The following is a 14,819-nucleotide window of genomic DNA, read 5'->3' as shown; positions in this document are numbered from 1 at the left end:
ATGTATACATACGCAGGGCCTTTTTCCGGCTTTGCTGTGACGGATCGAGTCCTGACCGCTCATACACATGAGACCGCTTTCGCGGTCCCGAGGCACGGACGGGCGAGCGCCCGCCACCGAATGAGAAAAGGACTCCTCCATGGCACACTCCTCCTCCCGCGGAACCAAGCGGCTGATCATCGCCGGCGGATCGCTCCTGGCCGTCGCCGGGCTCGTGACCGCCGCCGCGTTCACCGATTTCGCGAACCTCAACCTCGGCGACGGCACCGACGACTCGGGCGTCGGCGGCAACAACCGGTTCAACATCCAGGTCGTCGGCACCGATGCGAACGGCGTCCCGGTCCCCGGAGAGTGGCAGGAGGCCGACACGGCGGCGGGCGTCAACATCGCCGTTCCGGGCGCCGACCTCATCACGCCCGGTGACACGGTCTCCGTCGACATCCCGTTCCGCAACGAGAGCCCGGTGCTCAGCGCGGACATCTCGTTCTCGCTGCAGGACCGCCCGGGCTACGTCTCCGACGCCGCGATCGCCGCGGCGCTGCGCTACACGATCCAGCTCGACGGCACCGACATCGTCACGAACGTCGCCCAGTCGGCCGTTGACGACCTCGACCTCGGCACGTACCTCACCGGCACCCAGGGCACCCTGACCGTGGAGATCTCCCTGCCCGATCAGGGCTCCGCCGCCGCCAACAACGCGCTTCAGGGCGAGGTGTCCTACGTGCAGGCGCACTTCGACGCGACCTCGGTCCAGCCGTGACCCGCCGGCCTTCCGCCGGCGCCCCGTCGTCGGCGGAAGGCCGCATCCCCCGGACGGACGGCCACGAGAACAGACGAGAAGTGACGAGATGACAAGACCACGAAGCGGGACACGGCGGGCGATCCTGACCGCCGGCGCGCTGCTCGCCGCGAGCATGATGCTCACGGCCGCGGCGTTCACGGACCAGGCGGACGTCGCCGTGCAGCTGGACGGGTCGCGCAACACGCTCGACATCGTCGTGACGGGAGGCGTCGGGGAGGACCCCGATGCCTGGAACGCCGAGACGGCGGACTGGCAGCAGGGGCGACCCGGCGCGGTGCGACTGGGCGTGGGCAGCCAGCTGATCTCGCCCGGAGGCGAGGTCCGGGCCCTCGTCGCGGTCAAGAACGCGAGCCCGGTGCTCGCGGCCGACCTGACCCTGACGATCTCGGACCCCCTGCCGCGAGGCGCGGAGACCGACCCGGCCACGGGCGCGTTCGTCGAGCTCTTCGACCAGCTCGTCTTCACCGTCGCCGAGGTCGGCGGCGGCACGCTCATCGACCGCGTCCCCGCCGCGGAGCTCTCGTCCTACACCTGGCCCGCGGCCTTCGCGGCCGGCGAGTCCCGTGCCCTGGAGGTCACGATGGAGCTCCCCGAGAGCGTCGACAACAGGTGGCAGCTCGCCTCGACCGACGTGCTCTTCTCGTTCACGGCGGTGCAGTCGTGAGCGCCGGTCGGCCGCGCAGCGGTCGGCACCGGCTCCTGCTCGCCGCGGGCGTCGCCCTCGTCGGGGTCGTCGCCGTGACCGCCGCCGCCTACACCGACGTCGCGACCCTCCAGCTGGGAACGGGCGCGACCGGCTCGGGGCTGGGCAACCCCCACCGCTTCGACATCGCGGTCGCCGACTCCGCCTCGCAGTGGCAGGACGCGGTGACGGCCGCGTCCGCCGTCACCCTGACGCCGACATCCGGCACGCAGTTCTCGGAGAGCTCGCCGGTCGTGATGGACGCGACGTTCCTCAACCGCGACCCCGGCGTCGCCGGCGACCTCACCCTCCGCCTCTGGGACCCGGACGACACGGGGCCGACGGACCTGTTCGCGTCACTGCTGTTCACGGTCGCGATCGACGGCGCATCCACGCCCGCGATCTCGGGGGCGACCGCCGCCGCGGTCAACGCGGCGGACATCGTCATCCCGGATGTCGCGCCCGGCCAGCAGCCCCGCGTGACCGTCTCGGCGGTCATCGCCGCCGGCAGCGGGATCGCCGCGGCCGGCAAGAGCACGAGCATCGGCGTGAGCGCCGAAGGAGAGAGCAGATGAGAGACAGAGCGAGATCGCGCCGCGCGTGGCGGAGCCGCATCGTGCTCACGATCGCCGTGGCCGTCGCATCCCTCGGGGCGCCGGCGCCGGTGCTCGCCGACACGCCGGCCGATCTGATCACCGCCACCCCGGCGAGCATCGCGGTCGACGCACCCGCGCCGGGGCAGAGCCGCAGCTGGGACATCGACGTCGACAACCTGACCTCGGACGTCGTCACGCTGGACCTCGCCCTGGCGGGACGAGCCGACGTGCTGTTCGGCGGCCCGACGCCGTTGCACCTGACGATCGCGGAGAAGGAGTCCGGCACCGTGCTGGTGACCGGCTCGACCGCCGATCTTCTCGACCGGACCTTCGACCTGCCGGACCTGTCGGGCGCCGAGCGCTATCGTCTGGTCGGAACCGTGACCCTGCCGGCCGAGGCCGGTGACGCCTATCAGGCGCAGGCCGGGAGGCTCGACCTCCGATTCGTCGCCACGCGCCCCGAGCCGGCAGCGCCCGGCATGCTCGCGATCACCGGCGGACTGCTCGCCCCGGCCCTGGTCGCCGCCGCGCTCGCGGCCGTCGGCCTCCTGGGCGGTGCGACCCTCGTCGTCCGGAGCCGGAGGAAGAACGCATGAGAGCCCCTGTCCGTCGTTCCGCGCTCGCCGTGGCGCTCGCCGCCGCCCTCGCGCTCGTCGGCACCGCCACGGTGACCGGCGCCGCCTACCGCGACGACGCCTATGCGCGCACCGCCGCCCTCCCCGCGCACGTCGAGCCGCCGTTCAGCCCGGGGCTGTCCACGACCGCCCGAATGGTGGATACCGGCCTGGGGCTGGCCGCCTCCGGTGAGGTCTACGTCTGGGGACTCACGCTGTACGACATCAACGGCGCCGCCGCGGGCGGGGTCCAGCGTCCGCCGGAGCAGGTGCCCTTCCCCGCGGGCACCGACATCCGCCAGCTCGGCGGTCAGATCTACGACGTCAACGCGGTCGACGCCGGCGGCCACGTCTGGGGCTGGGGCGCGAACAACGACCGCAACGGCACGGACGCGTCGCGCGGAGCTGCAGGGAGTCCGCAGCGGATCCGCATCGGCACGGCCTGGAACGGCACGGGTCCGTTGCTCGACGACATCCTCAGCCTCGCGACCACCGAGCAGGCCGGCGCCGGGATCCGCGCCGACGGCACCGTGTGGAACTGGGGCGGCGGCACCGGCTACGGCGGAAACGGAACGACGCTCGGCGCCAGCCAGGTGACGGGCCTGCCCGATCCGGCCGTCGCCGGCAACCGCGCGGTCTTCATCAAGGGCGGGTACAGCAACTTCTTCGTGATCCTCGAGAGCGGCGACGTGTACTACATCGGTGGCGCGGGCGGCAGCAGCCTGCCGCCCGGAACCGCGAACGCCGGCAACAACGCCGTCAAGCTCACGGCGCTGAACGGCTGGATGAAGAGCAACGTCGCGGCGGGCGCGCCCTACGTCGTCGCCGTGGACGGCGGCATCTCCCTGGGCGCCGCGCTCCTGTCCGACGGCACCGTCCTCAGCTGGGGAGGAGATGCGACCCGCACCGGCCGGGGCGCCCCCACCTCGCCCGCACTCATCCCGACGCTCTCGCACATCGTCTCGATGCAGTTCTCCTTCACCGGCGCGGCGCTGCTGGACAGCGACGACCGGCTGTGGAGCTACGGGGCCAGCGACGACTACGGGCAGAGCCCGCAGCTGCCGGCGCTCCTCGACACGAACGTCGTGCAGTACTCCAGCGGCCAGGGTTTCACGCTCTGGCAGAAGGATGACGGCACCTTCTGGGGGCGCGGATACAACCCCCAGGGTGCGATCGGGCTTCCCACGGGCACGCAGTCCGCGAATCGGCAGGTCCTCTTCGGCGGGATCGACTCTCTGGCGGTGGTGGCGAAATGACGACACGGGCACAGCGGCGCGAACGGCGCCGGACGAGACGGCGCACGGCCACCGCGGCGCTTCGCGTCGGTCTCGCCTTCGGCGCGGTCGCGATCACCGGACTGGCGCTGTCGAGCGCGGCCTACACGGACCGGGCGAACCTCAACCTCGGCGGGGCCGGCATCGGCTTCGACGGTCGTTTCGACATCGGCGTCGTGCTCCCGGACGGCACGGTGGAACAGGCCGATGGGCCCACCGGCTACGACTGGATCGTGGCGGGGGCGGAGGAGCTCGTGCCGGGCCACTCCGTGACGACCGAGATTCCGGTCTTCAACAACACCGAGCGCCTCGCCGCCGACACGACCGTCAGCGTCGTGCTGCGCAACGGCGACGGGACCGTGGCGCCCGGCGTCCCGAACATCACCTCGTTCCTGCGGTTCAGCGCGGTCGACGACGCCGGGACGACCCTGTTCACGGACGCGACCTGGGACCAGGCCCACGCCTCGCTCGGCGCGCTCGAGGTCCGGGGCGCCGCGGCGCTCGCGCAGGGGGACGCCTATGTCGCGGGGCAGGTCGACAGCGCCCGCACCGTGACCCTCACGATCGCCTATCGCGACGATCCCGGCGTCGAGGACTACAACGGTGGTCAGGCCGCCCTCGCCGTGCGCTTCGACGCGGCGTCGGAGCGTCCATGAGCGCACGGCGTCCGCGACAGACCCAGCGGCGGCTGCCGCTGGGTCTGCGCGTGTTCGGGGCGGTCCGCTCCGGGATCCTCACGCTGGCGGCCGCGCTGGGGGTCGTGTGCATCGTGGTGTTCGCCATCGCACTGGTCACCGGCATCCGGCCCGTCGTCGTCATCTCCGGCTCGATGGAGCCCACCCTGCCGGTCGGATCGGTCGTCTTCACCCGACCCGCGCCCGCGGGCGACATCCGCGCGGGGGACATCGTGACGGTGGAGCGTCCGCGCGGCCTCGGGCTCGTCACCCACCGTGTCGTCTCCACCACGGCGCAGGGGGACGGGGTCTACTCGTACGTGCTGCGGGGCGACGCGAATCGCGTGGACGATCCCGAGCCGTACACGGTGAGCACGGCCGGACGGTACGTGTTCCACGTGATCTGGCTCGGGTACGTGACGCTGCTCCTGCAGAGTACGCAGGGACTCGTCATGGCCGGCGGCCTCGCGCTCGTGCTGATCGCGCTGTTCCTGCTCGATCCGGTCCGGATCGCGCGGGGTGGCGGAGACATCCCTGCGGACGCGCCGTTCGAGCCCGCGACGACGAGACGGGAGAGGAGGGCAGGACGATGAGGGGACAGCCGGACGCGCTCCTCCTGCAGGCGGTGCTGGGGGACCCCGCGCAGGTCGATCGGGTGCTGCGGGAGGTCGCGGGACAGGTGCGACTGGGGCCGTACTCGGAGGTCGTGGCCGCGACCGGGCTGTGCCGCGCGATCCTGGGGGAGCCGGGGGTCGCTCCGTTGCCGGGGGTGGGGCACTGGTCCGATCCGGGCGAGGCGCAGATCGACGCGCATCTGATGAGCTGTCTCGTGGTGAGTCTGTGCCGGGGCGAGCTGATCGAGGCGGAGGCCTACGCCGAGTCGGTGCGCACACGACTGGCCGATTCCGGGCCGGCGCGGGACGCCGGTGCGGTGGCCGTCGTGCATGCGGTGCTGGCGCTCACGGCGCTGGTCGCGAGCGCCGACCACGCGACGGCCCTCGTGGATGCGGAGCACGCGGTCGGGATCGGCGGGCGCGCCGGCCGGGGCATCCGCCGGTACGTGCTCGCGGTCCTCGGCGCCGTGCGGCTGTACCGGGGGGAGATCCCGGATGCGGCGGAGGCCCTCTCCCGCGCGGAGCACGTGACGGGAGGGGAGGGGTGGCTGGGCCGGCATGCGGCGAAGCTGCTGCTGGCGGTGCGCGCGGGGGTCGCCGTGGAGCGGAACGACCCGGGGGCGCGTCGGGTCCTCGCCCGGGTGCGCGAGGACGAGGTCGGGCCGCTGTGGCCGGTGCTGCTGCTGGCGCGGGCGCGGGCCGCCGTGCGGGAGGCAGGTGTCCCGGTCGTGCTCGAGCCGCCGCCGGCGGTCGGGGTCGTCCTGCCGCCGTCGCTCGGGTGGCAGGTGCTGCGCAGTCAGCGGATCGCGCTCGGTGCCGCGCGCGGCGAGGACGTGTCGGCGGAGCTGCCCGACGCGGAGGAGGCGGCGCAGTCGCCCCTGGTGATGGCCGCGATGCTGTGCGCTGACCCCGGAGCGCTCGCGGCGCCGTCGATGGGTGCGGCTGCGGCTCGGATGCGGGCGGACACGGGGCTGGCGCCGGGGGAGCGTGCGGAGGTTCTGCTGGCGATCGCGCAGGCCGCGCGGCCCCGTCTGCGCGACGCGGAGCTTCTCCGCGAGGCGGCTCGGCTGGTGGCCGAGCACGACCTGCGGCGTATCGCCGGCGGGGTGCCCGCTCTGGCGCGGTGGAATCGGGGCGGGACGCGGCCGGGGGCTCGGATGCAGGGGCGTCCGAGCCCCCGGGAGGTGCAGGTCCTGGCGGCGGTCGCGGTGTCGGGAACCGTCGCCGAGGCGGCCGCATCCCTGGGAATCAGCGCGAACACGATGAAGACCCAGCTGAAGTCGCTGTATCGCAAGCTCGGTGTCGCCTCGCGCACCGAGGCGCTCGTCGAAGCGGAGCGCCGCGGCCTCATCCGCTGACCGCGGTGCCCCTGCTCGCGGCGGCGTCAGTACCAGTTGGTGGCCTGCGAGTGCGCCCAGGCGGCGCACGGGGTGCCGTACGAGCCCGCGATGTACCGCAGCCCCCAGGCGATCTGGGTGGCGGCGACCGTCTGCCAGTCGTCCGCGACCGAGCTCATCTTCGACCCGGGCAGGGCCTGCGGGATGCCGTAGGCCCCGCTGGAGGAGTTCTCGGCCTGGTAGTTCCAGCTCGACTCCTTCTGCCAGAGCGAGTCGAGGCAGGAGAACTGGCCGTCGCCCCAGCCGTACTGATCGGCCGCGAGCTCCCGGGCGGTCGCCCGGGCGCCGTCCGGCGTGTTCGCGGCGGCGAGGGCCGCGGCCGCCGCCGCGGCGGCGGCCTGCTGCTGCTCGTAGACGTGCAGCGCCTCGGCGACCTGCGCGGTCGTGGCGCGCAGCTGGCCGGTGAGCGCCCCGACCGTGATCTCGTTCATGCCGGTCGTGCCGTCGAGCTGCGCGATCTCGATCTTGAGGTCGGTCGTGTCGACCTTGCCCTCCGCCTGCGCGGCGGTCGTGCGCGCCAGCCCCACGAAGAACACGGCGTCGGAGTCGACGGCGCGCGTCTCGACGGGTGCGGCGACCGGGGTGGTGGCCGCCTGCGCGGTCAGGGGGATGCCGATCAGAAGCCCGAGGAGGGCGACTCCGGCGGCGACTCCGAGGAGCGGAGACGCGAGATGGTGGGTGGTGCGCGAGGGCGCGGGGGACGAAGGGGTGCGAAGGCGCACAGGGCTCCGATGTTCGTGCTTCCCCGTGTGTCCGGCCGCGAGAGGGCGGGGGGACGAGAGCGCGCGCGGAGCGCGCGCGGCACGGGTTGGACGCCCCGGAGTGCGGCGTCGGGTGGTCGCCTCCGAGACATCCGCCGCGTTCTCGGGAGAGCCGCGGCGGACCCGGCAACGTTAGACGTCGAGTCTGGACGAGTCCTGGACGGCGGCGACGGCCTCGCCGCGCTCGACGATGTCGCCGGCGTTGTCGGAGATCCAGGCCAGGAGCGGCAGCATGCGCTCCGTGAGGTCGCGACCGAGGTCGGTCAGCGAGTACTCGACGTGCGGAGGCACGCTGGGGAGGGAGCGCCGCGCGACGAGCCCGTCGGCGGTGAGCGTGCGCAGCGTGGAGCCGAGCATCTTCTCGCTGATGCCGTCGACGGCCCGCCGCAGCTCGCCCCATCGGAGCGTGCCGTCCGACAGCGCCGCGAGCACGAGCACGCCCCATCGGCTCATGACATGGTCCAGGACGGTTCGGGTCGGGCAGGCATGGGAGAAGCTGCCCGGCGCGGAGGATAGTATTTCCGCAAAACTCACCGGCATGACAGTACCCTACGGCAAAGTGGGTACCGGTCGGCGGGAATGTCGGATGCGGCGATGCCGCTGTACCTGGCGACGTCCCGTCGAAAGGAACAGATATGACCATTCTCGTCACCGGTGCCAGCGGCCACCTCGGCCGCCTCATCGTGGAGCGCCTGCTCGCCCGCGGCGCTGCCGCATCCGACATCGTCGCCGGCGCGCGGACGCCCGCGAAGGTCGCCGACCTCGGCGTGCGCGCCGTCGAGCTCGACTACGACCGTCCGGAGACCGTCGCCGCGGCGGTCGAGGGCGTCGACCGTGTCGTTCTCGTCTCGAGCTCCGAGGTCGGCAAGCGTCTCGAGCAGCACCGCGCCGTCGTGGACGCGGCCGCTGCGGCCGGTGTGGAGCTGCTCGTCTACACGAGCCTGTTCCGCGCGACGGAGAGCCCGCTGCCGCTGGCGCCGGAGCACGTCGCGACCGAGCAGCTGATCGCCGAGGCCGGGGTCCCGGCGGCGATCCTGCGCAACGACTGGTACACCGAGAACTACGCCGGGAACGTGGCCCAGGCCCGGGAGACGGGCGAGGTCACCGCGAGCGCCGGCGACGGCCGGGTCTCGAGCGCGAGCCGTGTCGACTACGCCGACGCGGCGGCCGTCGTCGCCCTCGGAGACGGGCACGCGGGCAAGGTCTACGAGCTGGCCGGCGACACGGCGTGGAGCTTCGACGAGCTGGCCGCCACGATCGCCGAGATCGTCGGCCGCGAGGTTGTCTACCGCCGCCTGACGACCGAGGAGCACATCGCCGCGCTCGAGGCCGCGGGGCTGGACGCCGGGACCGCGGGCTTCGTCGCGGCCCTCGACGCCGGGATCGCCGCGGGCGCGCTCGAGGCGAGCGATCGCACGCTGTCCGAGCTGATCGGTCGCCCGACGACGCCGCTCGCGGAGGGCCTGCGCGCCGCGCTCTGACCCTCCCCTGACCGCGAGACCAGTCCGCGGCGCCGAGACCGGCGGTTTTCTCGCCGGTCTCGGCGCGCGGGACTGGTCTCGCGGTCTTTGTGCGGGGTCAGCCGATCAGGCTCGGGGCCAGGTCGCGGAGCGTGCGGCGGTGTGTCATGCGGGTGACGCCGATCGCGGCGAGCAGCAGCGCGCCGAGCATCCACGTCAGCAGGACACCGACATCCGTGGGGATGCGGCCGAGGTCGCCGCCGTACATGAGCTGCCGCATCGCATCCACCACGTACCCCATCGGCAGCACGTGATGGAGCGCCGCCAACGGCGCGGGCAGCGTCTGCCACGGGAACGTGCCACCCGCGGTCACGAGCTGCATGACCATCAGCACGAGCCCCAGGAACTGCCCGACCGAGCCGAGCCACACGTTGAGCGCGAGGATGATCGACGCGTACACGAACGAGGCGAGCACCATGATCCCGAGGGTCGCGAGCGGGTTGGCGAAGCTGAAGCCGAGCGCGATCGCCAGCACGCCGAACAGCGCAGCCATCTGCACGCCGCCGAGCACCGCGGGGGTGAGCCACCCGGCCAGCGTGATGCGGAACGGTGAGTGCAGGGCGGTGACCGCTCGCCGCGAGATCGGCTTCACGATCAGGAACAGGGCGTAGATGCCGATCCACCCGGCCAGCGCGGCGAAGAACGGTGCGAGCCCCGCGCCGTAGTCGCCGGCCGTCGCGACGTTGCTCGTCGAGATGTCGACCGGGTCGGAGATGGTGGTGGCCTGCTGCTGGCGCAGCGTCTGGTCCGAGTCGGGGATCTGAGCGACCCCCTGCGCCAGCCCGTCGCGCAGCTTGGCGGCGCCGTCGACGAGCTGTGGCAGCCCGTCGCTCAGGGTTGTCGCGCCCGCCGAGAGCGCGTCGGTGCCGTTGCTCAGCTGCTCGGCCCCGGATGCGGCGGACGCCGCGCCCGCAGCGACCTGCCCGGCTCCGTCGGAGACCTGCGCGGCCCCGCTCGCGACCTGCGCGGCCCCCGCGGCGAGCTCGTCGACCTGCCCCACGGCGGACTGCACCGTGTCGTTGGCCGAGGTGATCTTGTCGCCGAGCGTGTCGAGGTGCGACATGATCTCGTCGATCTGCTCCGGCGTGAGGCCCTGCGCGTTGAGCTCGGCCTGGATGTCGCTGCGCACGGTCGGCAGGGCATCGACCACGCTCTGCGCGGCGTCGCCCGCCCGGTCGGCGTACCCGTCGAGCGTCGCAGTGCCGTCGGCGACCCGCGAGGCGCCGTCGGCGACCTGGGCGGCCCCGCTCGCGACCTGCGACGCCCCCGACGACAGCGAGCTCGTGCCATCGGCGAGCTGCGCGGCGCCGTCCGCCGCCTGCGCGGCTCCCGAGGCCAGCTGCGCGGCTCCCGAGGCCGCCGTGCTCGCGCCGTCGGTCAGCTGGGAGGCGCCGTCGGTCGCGGTCACCAGGCTCGACCGGATCTGGGCGAGACCGTCGAGCAGTTGCAGCGCCGCCTTCTCGCCCACCATGGTCGCGACCGATGTGCGGATCTTCTGGATGGCCTGGGACCCGATGGTGGACGCCAGATAGTTGTTCGCGTCGTTGGTCGCGAGCGCGAGGGTCGCCTGGTGCGGCGACGTTCCCGAGGCCGAGACGAGAGCAGCCGAGAAGTCGGTCGGCAGGGTGACGGTGAAGTCGACCGAGCCGTGCTGGAGTGCGGCGGCGGCGGTCGCCGCATCCATGCGCTGCCAGTCGAAGGACCCGTCCTCCACGAGATTGTCGGCCACCTGGTCGCCGAAGTTCGTCGTCTGGCCGTCGACCGTCGCTCCCTCGTCGGCGACGACGAGCCCGACCGGCACCTGGTCGAGCCGGCCGTAGGGATCCTGGTTGGCCCAGAGGTACAGCCCGCCGTACAGCACCGGGACGCACATCAGCGCCACCAGCGCGAGGATCGACATCCGGGTGGAGGTGAGACGGCGCAGCTCCGCCAGCAGCATCGACGGAACCTTCATCGGACGTTCTCCTCGGTCGCGGATGCGGTGGGCACGGGCTCGGTGGCGAGCGTCGCTCGGTCCGCGAGCACCGTGCCGGAGGCGGCGCCGGCGATGACGAGCACGCCGAAGCCGCGACCGGCGAACTCCTCGGCGAGATCCCACCACGTGTGCGGACTCCCGCCGTGCCGGTCGGGTGAGACGAGCACGACCGCCTCGACCCCGCGTCGCAGGACGGTCAGCTCGAGCAGCGTGCGCAGCCTGCGGGCGGGGGAGAGGTCCGCGACGGGCGTGCGCCACTCCGTCTCCATCCCGTTCTCGGTGAGCCAGGTGCGTGCGGCGAGGGGGTTGGCGTGGCGACCCGCGAACATGAGCTCCTCGGCGACGAGACCGTACAGGGAGACGTTCGGGGCCGGGTCGCAGACATCCGGCGCGTCGACGAGCGCGACACGGCGACGGATGTCGGAGTCGTCGCGGCGGCCGTCGATCAGCACCTGCCCCGTCTCGGGCCGCATGCGGCCGGAGGCGATGAGCCCCAGCACGGTCGGTCGCTGCTCGGTCTCGGCGAGGGCGAGGCGCGCCTCGCCGCCCCGGTAGGTGAGCGAGGTCTCGGGCAGGGCGAGGCCGCGGCGTCCTTTGGACACCTGGTTCAGGTCGATCCGCATCAGCTCTCCTCGAGCTCGGGGTGGGCGGCGATGAGGGCGACGGACTCGCGCCAGGAGAGCCCGGCGATGCTGAGGCCGGCCTTGACGGCGGCGAGGCGGGAGCCCGGGGCGGACGCATCCAGCCGTGTGATGGCGGTGCGGGCGGTCTCCTCGATGAGCCGGGCGAGCTGGACGGCGCTCATGTCGGTGCGCAGCGTCTGATCGCGTTGACCGGCGGTGACGATCTGCAGCACGCGCGCGCGCAGCGGCGCCAGGGCCGCGGCGGTCTCGGCCACGTGGGCGTCGTCGAGCGCGAGCGCGGCGTTGACCTGCACCTGGGCCGCTTCGCCCCAGAGGCGGACGGCGAGTCGTGCGATCGCGAGCGGTGCGCTCACGTCGTCGTCCGTGCCCTCCGCGGCGAGCACGTTGAAGCGCTCCACGCCGGAGCGGATGAGTTCGCGCATGAGTGTGTCGCGGTCGGGAAAGTGGCCGTACATCGCGCGGCGGGAGAGCCCGGCCTCGCGGGCGATCGTGTCCATGGAGGCGTGCGGGTCGCGCACGACGACACGACGGGCGGCCTCGAGCAGGGCCTCGCGGTTGGCGGCCGCATCCCGCCGCGGGCGGGTCGCGAGAGTGGTCATGGAGAGATCCTACGCCGAAACTGCACATAGGTGTGCAGTTTCGTGCGCGTCCGTCCCGGGGCGCCGGCGTCAGTCGTGGGCGCGCGGCACCGTCAGCGTCACGGTCGTGCCTTCGCCCACGGTGCTTGCGATGTGCAGGCTCCCGCCGTGCTCATCCATGATGAGTTTCACGCTGGCCAGTCCCAGGCCGCTGCCGCCGTCACGGTCATCGGCGAAGCGACCGCGTGCGCCTTCCTCGACGACGACGGCGATGTCGTCGGGATGAATGCCGCGGCCCCGGTCGCGGATCGTGACGACGGCATCCGCATCCGTCGCCCCGACCTCGATCTCGATCGTGTCGTCGGAGTACTTCGCGGCGTTCTCGAGCACATTGGCGATGGCCCGGCGCAGGGCGAGCACATCGCCGTCGATGACGACGGGCCTCATCGTGCCGAACACCAGCCGGCCGGCGGCATCACCGGGCAGGACGAGCGCGGCCGCTCCGCGCGCGATCAGGTCCAGCGGAGCCCGGCGGTGCGCACGTTCCGACGCGGTGGCCGTGGACCTCGCCAGCGCCTGCGCCATGGCGACCAGGTGATCGCTCGCCTGCGCGGCCAGCTCCAGCACGCGGTGCCCCGGCGGCAGGTCGTCGGCGAGGAGGTCGAGATACCCGCGCAGCGCGGTGAGGGGCGAGAGCAGATCGTGCGCGAAGGTGCGTTGCACGGTCGCTCGCTCCTGTTCGGCGTGTCGCTCCGCGGTGAGATCGCGGACGAGCTTGACGAAGCCCAGCACCTGACCGTTCTCGCTTCGGATCGCGGTGATCGTCACCCGTGCCCAGAACTCGCCGCCGTCGCGACGCACGCGCCAGCCCGTGTCCTCCACGTGGCCGTCGCGCTGGGCGGCGGCCAGCAGCTGGTCGGGCAGGCCGCGTCGCCGATCCTCCTCTCGGTAGAACCGCGAGAAGTGGGACCCGAGGATCTCCGCCTCGGTGTACCCCTTGATGCGCTCCGCGCCGAGGTTCCACCCGCGCACGATTCCGCCGCTGTCGAGCTTGACGATCGCGAACAGGTCGACCTGTTCGTCCCAGTCGGAGGGCAGCGCGCGGCGGATGCTTCTCAGATCCGGATCACGATCGTCGGAGGGCGCAGTGGGATGCGGATGAGTCGCAGCCGAGTCCGGCTGATCCTGCCCGGGCATGCTCATGCGCCCGGCTCAGGAGCGATCGCGGCCACCGATGACGTCATGCTCACATCATCGGCGGCCGCCGCCGCGAGGAGAACTCCCCCTTCACGGCATGCCGCGTCTGGTATAACCGGCGCGATGTCGCGCGTGCTGCTCGTGTCGTCCTGCGTCGGTCGTGCTGCGTCAGTCGTCCTGCTCGGTGGGCCGCAGGAGGATCTCGTTCACGGTCTGATGGCGCGGGCGCGTGACGATGTAGCGGATGGCGTCCGCGATGTCCTCGGCCTGCAGCGGCTCCATCGTCGAGAGGCGCTGGGCCTGGAGGTCGCGGATCTCGGGTCGGAGGTGGTCTCGCAGCTCCGTGTCGACGGCGCCCGGCTCGACGACACCGACGCGCAGGTGGCGGCGGCTGAACTCCTGGCGGAACGACTCGCTGAACGCTCCGACGCCGTGCTTGGTCAGGTTGTAGACGCCGGAGCCGCGTTTGACCTGCCGGCCCGCGGTGGACGAGATGTTGATGAGGTCGGCGACCCGGCGCGGCTCGCTCTCGGCCGCCGCGAGCAGGTGCGGCAGCGCCGCCTCGGTCATCGACAGGAGGGCGGTGAGGTTCAGGTCGATCATGCGGTCCCACTCGTCGATCGGCGCGTCCTCGATGGGGCCGAGCAGCATGACGCCGGCGTTGTTGACGAGGATGTCGAGGCGGCCGAGCTCGGCCACCGTACGGGCGACGGCGTCGCGGGCCTGCGAGCGGTCGGTGATGTCGGCCTCGACCGCGAGGGCTCTGCCGCCGGCATCCGTGATCTGCTGCGCGAGGGCGGCGAGCCGATCGCCGCGGCGCGCGACGAGTGCGACGGCGGCGCCGTCGGCGGCGAGCGTGCGTGCGGTGGCGTGGCCGATGCCGCTCGAGGCTCCGGTGACGAGTGCGACGGTTCCTTCGAGGATGCTCATGCGTTCAGGCTATGCCCGCCGCGTGCGCGCGCGTCGGCGTTGTTCGCTCCAGTTCCTGCGCTCCGACCGCTTCCGCTCCCGCGCCGGGTCAGTTGAGGATCTCGCCGCGCTCCTCGGGCGACCGGGAGGTGAGCCGGTCGCGCCACAGCTGCAGCGCTTCGGGGCTGAGCCGCGTCCAGTCGGTGACCTCGCGGACCACGCGGAGCGGCTCCCTGCTGCGGTACGAGCGGGTCGGGTTGCCGGGGAACTTCTTGTCGGTGACGTTGGGGTCGTCCTCGAACGGGCCGGTGGGCATCACCTCGTACACGTGCGGCTTGCGGCCATCGCCGGAGAGCTCGGCCGCCAGCTCGGCCGCGAGGCCCGCGCCGTCGCGGAGCGCGGTGAAGTAGATGTGGTTCATCACGACGTCGGGGCGATAGTTCGAGCGGAAGCCCGCGCTGAACAGCTCGCCGACGCCCACCTCGGCGGTCGTGCCATGAAAGAACGGTCCCGTCTCGTCTGCGGCGCTCATGCGCTCCAACCTATGCCGCGCCCGGCGGTGACCTCACGATTTTCAGTTGT

General features: G+C 72.6%; 17 protein-coding genes. 9 read left to right on the top strand and 8 right to left on the bottom strand.

Translation table 11 applies throughout. The annotated features are described in order from the left end of the window. Positions 1–139 precede the first annotated feature (139 nt). From QE381_RS10510 to QE381_RS10475, 8 genes are all read left to right on the top strand, one after another. On the top strand, positions 140–760 hold the full coding sequence (locus QE381_RS10510; RefSeq protein ID WP_307217958.1) for a hypothetical protein: 621 nt from the start codon (positions 140–142) through the stop codon (positions 758–760). A gap of 88 nt (positions 761–848) precedes the next feature. Further along, on the top strand, positions 849–1,466 hold the full coding sequence (locus QE381_RS10505; protein WP_307217956.1) for a hypothetical protein: 618 nt from the start codon (positions 849–851) through the stop codon (positions 1,464–1,466). Continuing rightward, on the top strand, positions 1,463–2,059 hold the full coding sequence (locus QE381_RS10500) for a hypothetical protein (protein WP_307217954.1): 597 nt from the start codon (positions 1,463–1,465) through the stop codon (positions 2,057–2,059). The genes QE381_RS10505 and QE381_RS10500 overlap by 4 nt, the downstream gene beginning before the upstream one ends. Continuing rightward, positions 2,056–2,676, top strand: coding sequence for a hypothetical protein (locus QE381_RS10495; RefSeq protein ID WP_307217952.1), 621 nt, complete (start codon positions 2,056–2,058; stop codon positions 2,674–2,676). Before QE381_RS10500 ends, QE381_RS10495 begins: the two co-directional genes overlap by 4 nt. Continuing rightward, on the top strand, positions 2,673–3,950 hold the full coding sequence (locus QE381_RS10490) for a hypothetical protein (RefSeq protein ID WP_307217950.1): 1,278 nt from the start codon (positions 2,673–2,675) through the stop codon (positions 3,948–3,950). The genes QE381_RS10495 and QE381_RS10490 overlap by 4 nt, the downstream gene beginning before the upstream one ends. Beyond that, the gene (locus tag QE381_RS10485; protein WP_307217949.1) at positions 3,947–4,624 is read left to right on the top strand and encodes a hypothetical protein; all 678 of its coding nucleotides are present in this window, start codon (positions 3,947–3,949) and stop codon (positions 4,622–4,624) included. The genes QE381_RS10490 and QE381_RS10485 overlap by 4 nt, the downstream gene beginning before the upstream one ends. Beyond that, positions 4,621–5,235 (top strand): signal peptidase I, encoded by a 615-nt coding sequence (locus QE381_RS10480; protein WP_307217947.1) that lies wholly within the window; start codon positions 4,621–4,623, stop codon positions 5,233–5,235. The genes QE381_RS10485 and QE381_RS10480 overlap by 4 nt, the downstream gene beginning before the upstream one ends. Beyond that, on the top strand, positions 5,232–6,614 hold the full coding sequence (locus QE381_RS10475; RefSeq protein ID WP_307217946.1) for a helix-turn-helix domain-containing protein: 1,383 nt from the start codon (positions 5,232–5,234) through the stop codon (positions 6,612–6,614). The genes QE381_RS10480 and QE381_RS10475 overlap by 4 nt, the downstream gene beginning before the upstream one ends. 26 nt (positions 6,615–6,640) lie before the next feature. Here the strand turns inward: QE381_RS10475 and QE381_RS10470 are convergent, their stop codons facing one another. Further along, on the bottom strand, positions 6,641–7,375 hold the full coding sequence (locus tag QE381_RS10470) for a phospholipase (protein ID WP_307217945.1): 735 nt from the start codon (positions 7,373–7,375) through the stop codon (positions 6,641–6,643). 171 nt (positions 7,376–7,546) lie between these two features. Further along, positions 7,547–7,954 (bottom strand): helix-turn-helix domain-containing protein, encoded by a 408-nt coding sequence (locus tag QE381_RS10465; RefSeq protein ID WP_307217943.1) that lies wholly within the window; start codon positions 7,952–7,954, stop codon positions 7,547–7,549. Positions 7,955–8,049: 95 nt separating this feature from the next. Between QE381_RS10465 and QE381_RS10460 the strand changes: the two genes are divergently transcribed. Then, positions 8,050–8,895 (top strand): NmrA family NAD(P)-binding protein, encoded by an 846-nt coding sequence (locus tag QE381_RS10460; protein WP_307217941.1) that lies wholly within the window; start codon positions 8,050–8,052, stop codon positions 8,893–8,895. Between the two features lie 97 nt (positions 8,896–8,992). Here the strand turns inward: QE381_RS10460 and QE381_RS10455 are convergent, their stop codons facing one another. The 6 genes from QE381_RS10455 to arr all read right to left on the bottom strand — a co-directional run bounded on the left by QE381_RS10455 (position 8,993) and on the right by arr (position 14,769). After that, complete coding sequence (locus tag QE381_RS10455) at positions 8,993–10,888, bottom strand: YhgE/Pip family protein (RefSeq protein ID WP_307217939.1); 1,896 nt, start codon at positions 10,886–10,888, stop codon at positions 8,993–8,995. Beyond that, complete coding sequence (locus QE381_RS10450; RefSeq protein ID WP_307217937.1) at positions 10,885–11,532, bottom strand: hypothetical protein; 648 nt, start codon at positions 11,530–11,532, stop codon at positions 10,885–10,887. The genes QE381_RS10455 and QE381_RS10450 overlap by 4 nt, the downstream gene beginning before the upstream one ends. Further along, positions 11,532–12,152: a TetR/AcrR family transcriptional regulator gene (locus QE381_RS10445; protein WP_307217934.1), complete on the bottom strand. Its 621-nt coding sequence runs from the start codon at positions 12,150–12,152 to the stop codon at positions 11,532–11,534. The genes QE381_RS10450 and QE381_RS10445 overlap by 1 nt, the downstream gene beginning before the upstream one ends. 69 nt (positions 12,153–12,221) lie before the next feature. Beyond that, a complete protein-coding gene (locus QE381_RS10440; protein ID WP_307217933.1) occupies positions 12,222–13,334 on the bottom strand; it encodes a PAS domain-containing sensor histidine kinase in 1,113 nt (370 codons plus the stop codon). A 162-nt stretch (positions 13,335–13,496) separates the two neighbouring features. Then, positions 13,497–14,258, bottom strand: a complete 762-nt coding sequence (locus tag QE381_RS10435; RefSeq protein ID WP_307217931.1) for an SDR family NAD(P)-dependent oxidoreductase — start codon at positions 14,256–14,258, stop codon at positions 13,497–13,499. 88 nt (positions 14,259–14,346) lie between these two features. Continuing rightward, entirely contained in the window at positions 14,347–14,769 is a 423-nt protein-coding gene (arr, locus tag QE381_RS10430; RefSeq protein WP_307217929.1) for an NAD(+)--rifampin ADP-ribosyltransferase, read from the bottom strand. Positions 14,770–14,819: the final 50 nt, after the last annotated feature.

The organism is Microbacterium sp. SORGH_AS_0888, from assembly GCF_030818905.1.
Lineage (GTDB): Bacteria > Actinomycetota > Actinomycetes > Actinomycetales > Microbacteriaceae > Microbacterium.
Note: the sequence above shows the minus strand (reverse complement) of the source record. Positions and strands in the feature narration are given on the sequence as shown.

Bases quoted from the DNA above. Each gene is read 5' to 3' on its own strand.
- QE381_RS10505 (WP_307217956.1), top strand. From the start codon at position 849: ATGACAAGACCACGAAGCGGGACACGGCGGGCGATCCTGACCGCCGGC.
- QE381_RS10450 (WP_307217937.1), bottom strand. From the start codon at position 11,532: ATGCGGATCGACCTGAACCAGGTGTCCAAAGGACGCCGCGGCCTCGCC.
- QE381_RS10465 (WP_307217943.1), bottom strand. From the start codon at position 7,954: ATGCCGGTGAGTTTTGCGGAAATACTATCCTCCGCGCCGGGCAGCTTC.
- QE381_RS10510 (WP_307217958.1), top strand. From the start codon at position 140: ATGGCACACTCCTCCTCCCGCGGAACCAAGCGGCTGATCATCGCCGGC.
- QE381_RS10445 (WP_307217934.1), bottom strand. From the start codon at position 12,152: ATGACCACTCTCGCGACCCGCCCGCGGCGGGATGCGGCCGCCAACCGC.
- QE381_RS10440 (WP_307217933.1), bottom strand. From the start codon at position 13,334: ATGAGCATGCCCGGGCAGGATCAGCCGGACTCGGCTGCGACTCATCCG.
- QE381_RS10435 (WP_307217931.1), bottom strand. From the start codon at position 14,258: ATGAGCATCCTCGAAGGAACCGTCGCACTCGTCACCGGAGCCTCGAGC.
- arr (WP_307217929.1), bottom strand. From the start codon at position 14,769: ATGAGCGCCGCAGACGAGACGGGACCGTTCTTTCATGGCACGACCGCC.
- QE381_RS10480 (WP_307217947.1), top strand. From the start codon at position 4,621: ATGAGCGCACGGCGTCCGCGACAGACCCAGCGGCGGCTGCCGCTGGGT.
- QE381_RS10460 (WP_307217941.1), top strand. From the start codon at position 8,050: ATGACCATTCTCGTCACCGGTGCCAGCGGCCACCTCGGCCGCCTCATC.
- QE381_RS10495 (WP_307217952.1), top strand. From the start codon at position 2,056: ATGAGAGACAGAGCGAGATCGCGCCGCGCGTGGCGGAGCCGCATCGTG.
- QE381_RS10455 (WP_307217939.1), bottom strand. From the start codon at position 10,888: ATGAAGGTTCCGTCGATGCTGCTGGCGGAGCTGCGCCGTCTCACCTCC.
- QE381_RS10490 (WP_307217950.1), top strand. From the start codon at position 2,673: ATGAGAGCCCCTGTCCGTCGTTCCGCGCTCGCCGTGGCGCTCGCCGCC.
- QE381_RS10475 (WP_307217946.1), top strand. From the start codon at position 5,232: ATGAGGGGACAGCCGGACGCGCTCCTCCTGCAGGCGGTGCTGGGGGAC.
- QE381_RS10485 (WP_307217949.1), top strand. From the start codon at position 3,947: ATGACGACACGGGCACAGCGGCGCGAACGGCGCCGGACGAGACGGCGC.